A 3,691-nucleotide genomic window follows, 5' to 3' on the forward strand; every position below is an offset into this window, starting at 1 on the left:
GGTTCTCCTTGTCAGGCTCGGGCTCAGGCCCGGAGCGTCGCGCCGCCGTCGACGTACAGGTCGTGCATGGTGATGTGCCGGGCGCGGTCGGAGGCGAGGAACAGCACCGCGTCGGCGACGTCCTCGGGCTCGGCGAGCCGGCCCAGCGGGATGCCGGTACGGAAGGTGGCGGGATCACCGGCGATCACCGGGCCGGGGCCGGTCTCGTCCCAGAGCGAGCGCTGCATCGGGGTGTCGGTGGAGCCGGGGGCCACCACGTTGCAGCGGATGCCGTACGGGGCCAGTTCGAGCCCGAGGCTCTTGGTGAACGCGGTCGAGGCGGCCTTGGACGCGGCGTAGGCGGCCATGCCGGAGCGCGGGATCCCGGCCGCGTTGGACGAGACCGTGACGATCACCCCGGCCCGGCGGGCCGTCATCCGGCGGGCCACGGCCCGGCTGGCCCGGAAGACCCCGCCGGCGTTGACGTCGAACAGCACCGCCCAGTCGTCGTCGGAGAAGCCGACGACGGCGCCGGTGCGCAGCACGCCGGCCACGTTGGCCAGCACCGCGATCGGCCCGAGGCCGAGCTCGACCGCCTCGACCACGCCGTCGACCTCGGACGAGCGGGACACATCGGCGACGTACGCCGTGATGCCGTCGTGCCCGGCGGCCAGCCGCTCGACCCCCTCAGCCTCCCGGTCGACCGCGGCCACCCGGGTGCCGGCCTCGGCGAAGGCGAGCGCGACCGCCCGGCCGATGCCCTGCCCGGCGCCGGTGACCAGTGCGATTCCACTCATGCGGGTGACCCCTGTCCGGAGAAGGCGAGGGCTCGTTCTTCCTCGCGCTCGGTGATCCGTACCTTCGACATCGACCAGCGCAGGATCGGCGGCCCCATCACCGAGGTGACGACGGCGATGAGCACCACGACCGTGTACGTGGCGATGGACAGCACGCCCAGGCGCAGGCCGGTGGTGGCCACGACGACCTCGACGATCCCGCGCGAGTTCATGCCGGCGCCCAGCGCGATCGACTCCCAGTGCGACAGCCGGCTGGCCCGCGCGCCGATGTAGGCGCCGGCGAACTTGCCCACGATCGCCACCAGCAGCAGCGCGACGCCGGCCAGCAGCACTTTCGGGTCGGCCAGCGCGGTGAGGTCCATCCGCAGGCCGGCCGTGGCCATGAAGATCGGCGCCAGCACCGACAGCACGATCGTGCGCAGCGGCGACAGGTCGCGCCAGATCGAGCGGCCCGGTCGTGGATCGGGTTTCTCGGCGGCGCGGGCCTGGCCGATGAGGATGCCCGCCACGAACGCGCCGAACAGCGCCTCCATGCCCATCGCGTGGGTGGCCGCCGCGCCCAGCAGGATCAGCACCACCGACGCGGTGACCCGGGGGCCACCGTCACCGGCCCTGCCGGCCAGGTCGAGCACCCGGCGCACGAGCGGACGGCCGATCACGAGCGCGGCCACCACGAAGCCGATCAGGTAGACCACCGACAGCGTGACGGCCCCGGCCCGTACCCCGGTCGTGGCCGCGGCCGAGACCACCGACAGCAGGAACCAGCCGACGGCGTCGTCCACCATGCCGGCGGCCAGCGTCAGCTGGCCGATGTCGCGATGCAGCAGGCCCATGTCGGACAGCGTCTTGGCGATGACCGGGATGGCCGTCACGCACATGGCCACGCCCAGGAACAGCGCGAAGGTGCCCCGGTCGCTGGTCTCGGTCAGCAGCGCGGCCGGCACCAGGAAGCCGGCGGCGACGCCGAGCGCCAAGGGCAGCAGGAGGCCGGCGAGGCTGACTTTGACGCCGGTGACGCCGCGCGTGCGGAGCATCGCGGTGTCCAGTTGGACGCCGGTCACCCCGACCAGCAGGAGCACGCCGAACTGGCCCACCGCGTCGACCAGGTGGAGCTGGCCGGCGTCGGCCGGGAGCACCCAGGCGAAGGCGCCGGGGGCCAGCGCGCCCAGCAGCGACGGGCCGAGGACGACACCGGTCAGCAGCTCGCCGACGAGCGCGGGCAGGCCGAGCCGGGTGGCCAGCCGGCCGAGGGCCAGCGCGACCATCAGCAGCAGCGACACCTGGAGCAGGAAGACCAGCAGGGTGTGCGGAGCGAGACCGGGCAGCGGGCTACTCATCGTCGTCCTCGTGGTGGTCCAGGTTCTCGACGCCCCTCTTCCAGTAGCCGTCGATCTCCATCCACTTGCGGTTGAGGCCCCGGCCTCGCAGCTCACGCCGGATCGGCTTCAGTCCCGTGGCCTCACCGGCGATCCACACGTAGCCGTCGCCCTCGGGCAACGTCTGCCGCTCGATGGCGGCGGCCAGCGTCTCGCCGCGATCCCGGAAGAGCCACTGGACGTGGTCCAGCTCGTGCCTCTCGGCCTCGCCGGCCACCTCGGCGAAGGCCAGCACGGTGGCGCCGGCGGGCAGCTGCTCGAGCCAGGCGGCGAGCGCGGGCAGGGCGGTCTCGTCGGCGCCGAGCAGATACCAGTCGAAGGTGTACGGGACCAGGTTCGACCCGCGCGGGCCGAGGATGCCGACGCGCTGGCCCGGCTGCGCCGTGGCCGCCCACGAGCCGCCAGGGCCGTGCTGGTGCAACACGAAGTCGATGTCGAGTTCGCGTTTCTCGGGCCGAAGGTAGCGGATGGTGTAGTCGCGGTAGATGGGCAGCGGCGATCCGGGCGGCGGCGGCTCCAGGCCCTCCTCGCCGAGCGTCGGCATGACGGGCAGTTCGGCGCCCGGCGCCGGGAAGAAGACCTTCACGTGGTCGTCGGGCGCGCCGTATTTGAAGCCGTCGAGCTCCTCGCCGCCGAGCGTGACGCGGGCCATGCCCGGGGTGAGCCGTTGGACGCGTACCACCTCCAGCAGCCGGGGGGTGAGGTCGTGCCAGACGAGTTCGACCTCGCGGGCCAGGGTGCTCATGCGGTCTCTCCATCGAAGAACGTGATCAGCTCGGCGTTGAGCCGCTCGGGCTGTTCCAGGTAGCCGTAGTGGCCGGCGTCGGGGATCTCGGCGTACCGGGACCCGGGTATGGCCCGGGCGACCTCGCGCCCGCCGGTGGCCGGCGCGATGAGGTCGTCGGCGAAACCCACGACAAGACAGGGGCGTTCGATTTCCCCGTACGCCTTCAGCCGGTCCTCTTCGGCGCCGGCCTCCTGCCGGCTCGGGGTCCCGGCGGCGCCCGGCAGCGGCATCTGGAAGACGTCGAGCCAGTCCTGGGCCTGCCGGTCGTCGGCCAGGGTGCGCGGCGAGAGGTTGACGGCCGCGCGCACCACGGCGAGGTAGGCGTCCGGAAGCTCGATCCCGGCCGCCCGAAGGCTGCGCTCGGCGGCGGTCATGGCGGCCTGGTAGGCGCTGCGGCGCCCGAAGGTGGCCATCAGCACCGCCCGGTCGACCAGCTCGGGCCGTTCCAGGCAGAGCTCGGCGGCCACCCGGGCCCCCATGGAGGATCCGGCGATCCGGCACGGGCCCAGACCCAGGGTCTCGATGAGGGTGGCGGCGTCGGCCACGAGGTCGGCCATGGTGACCACCTCGGGGGTGTCGCTGGGCGGCAGCCCCCGGGCGTCGTAGGTGACGACGCGGTAGCCGGCCGCCACGAGCGCGGGCACCTGGTAGAGGTGCCAGGTGCGCCCTCGCGCGCCGTTCCCGGCGAGCAGCAGCACACCGGGGCCGCGGCCGGCCTCGGCGTAGTGCAGGCCGTCGATGACGGGCATCTG

Annotated in this window: 4 protein-coding genes; all 4 read right to left on the reverse strand. The window is 73.4% G+C overall.

Going from position 1 to position 3,691, the window contains the following annotated elements; genetic code table 11:
• Positions 1–23: 23 nt before the first annotated feature.
• From AB0C26_RS38785 to AB0C26_RS38800, 4 genes are read right to left on the reverse strand one after another with little or no spacing between them, the layout of a single operon-like run.
• Positions 24–776, reverse strand: coding sequence for a 2,3-dihydro-2,3-dihydroxybenzoate dehydrogenase (locus AB0C26_RS38785; RefSeq protein ID WP_360258127.1), 753 nt, complete (start codon positions 774–776; stop codon positions 24–26).
• Positions 773–2,113, reverse strand: a complete 1,341-nt coding sequence (locus tag AB0C26_RS38790) for a cation:proton antiporter (protein ID WP_360258129.1) — start codon at positions 2,111–2,113, stop codon at positions 773–775. Before AB0C26_RS38790 ends, AB0C26_RS38785 begins: the two co-directional genes overlap by 4 nt.
• The gene (locus AB0C26_RS38795) at positions 2,106–2,897 is read right to left on the reverse strand and encodes a siderophore-interacting protein (RefSeq protein ID WP_360258131.1); all 792 of its coding nucleotides are present in this window, start codon (positions 2,895–2,897) and stop codon (positions 2,106–2,108) included. The genes AB0C26_RS38790 and AB0C26_RS38795 overlap by 8 nt, the downstream gene beginning before the upstream one ends.
• On the reverse strand, positions 2,894–3,688 hold the full coding sequence (locus AB0C26_RS38800; protein ID WP_360258133.1) for an alpha/beta fold hydrolase: 795 nt from the start codon (positions 3,686–3,688) through the stop codon (positions 2,894–2,896). Before AB0C26_RS38800 ends, AB0C26_RS38795 begins: the two co-directional genes overlap by 4 nt.
• Between the last annotated feature and the right edge of the window lie 3 nt (positions 3,689–3,691).

This window comes from Actinoplanes sp. NPDC048796, from assembly GCF_040650035.1.
Lineage (GTDB): Bacteria > Actinomycetota > Actinomycetes > Mycobacteriales > Micromonosporaceae > Actinoplanes.

Bases quoted from the DNA above. Each gene is read 5' to 3' on its own strand.
- AB0C26_RS38785 (WP_360258127.1), bottom strand. From the start codon at position 776: ATGAGTGGAATCGCACTGGTCACCGGCGCCGGGCAGGGCATCGGCCGG.
- AB0C26_RS38790 (WP_360258129.1), bottom strand. From the start codon at position 2,113: ATGAGTAGCCCGCTGCCCGGTCTCGCTCCGCACACCCTGCTGGTCTTC.
- AB0C26_RS38795 (WP_360258131.1), bottom strand. From the start codon at position 2,897: ATGAGCACCCTGGCCCGCGAGGTCGAACTCGTCTGGCACGACCTCACC.
- AB0C26_RS38800 (WP_360258133.1), bottom strand. From the start codon at position 3,688: ATGCCCGTCATCGACGGCCTGCACTACGCCGAGGCCGGCCGCGGCCCC.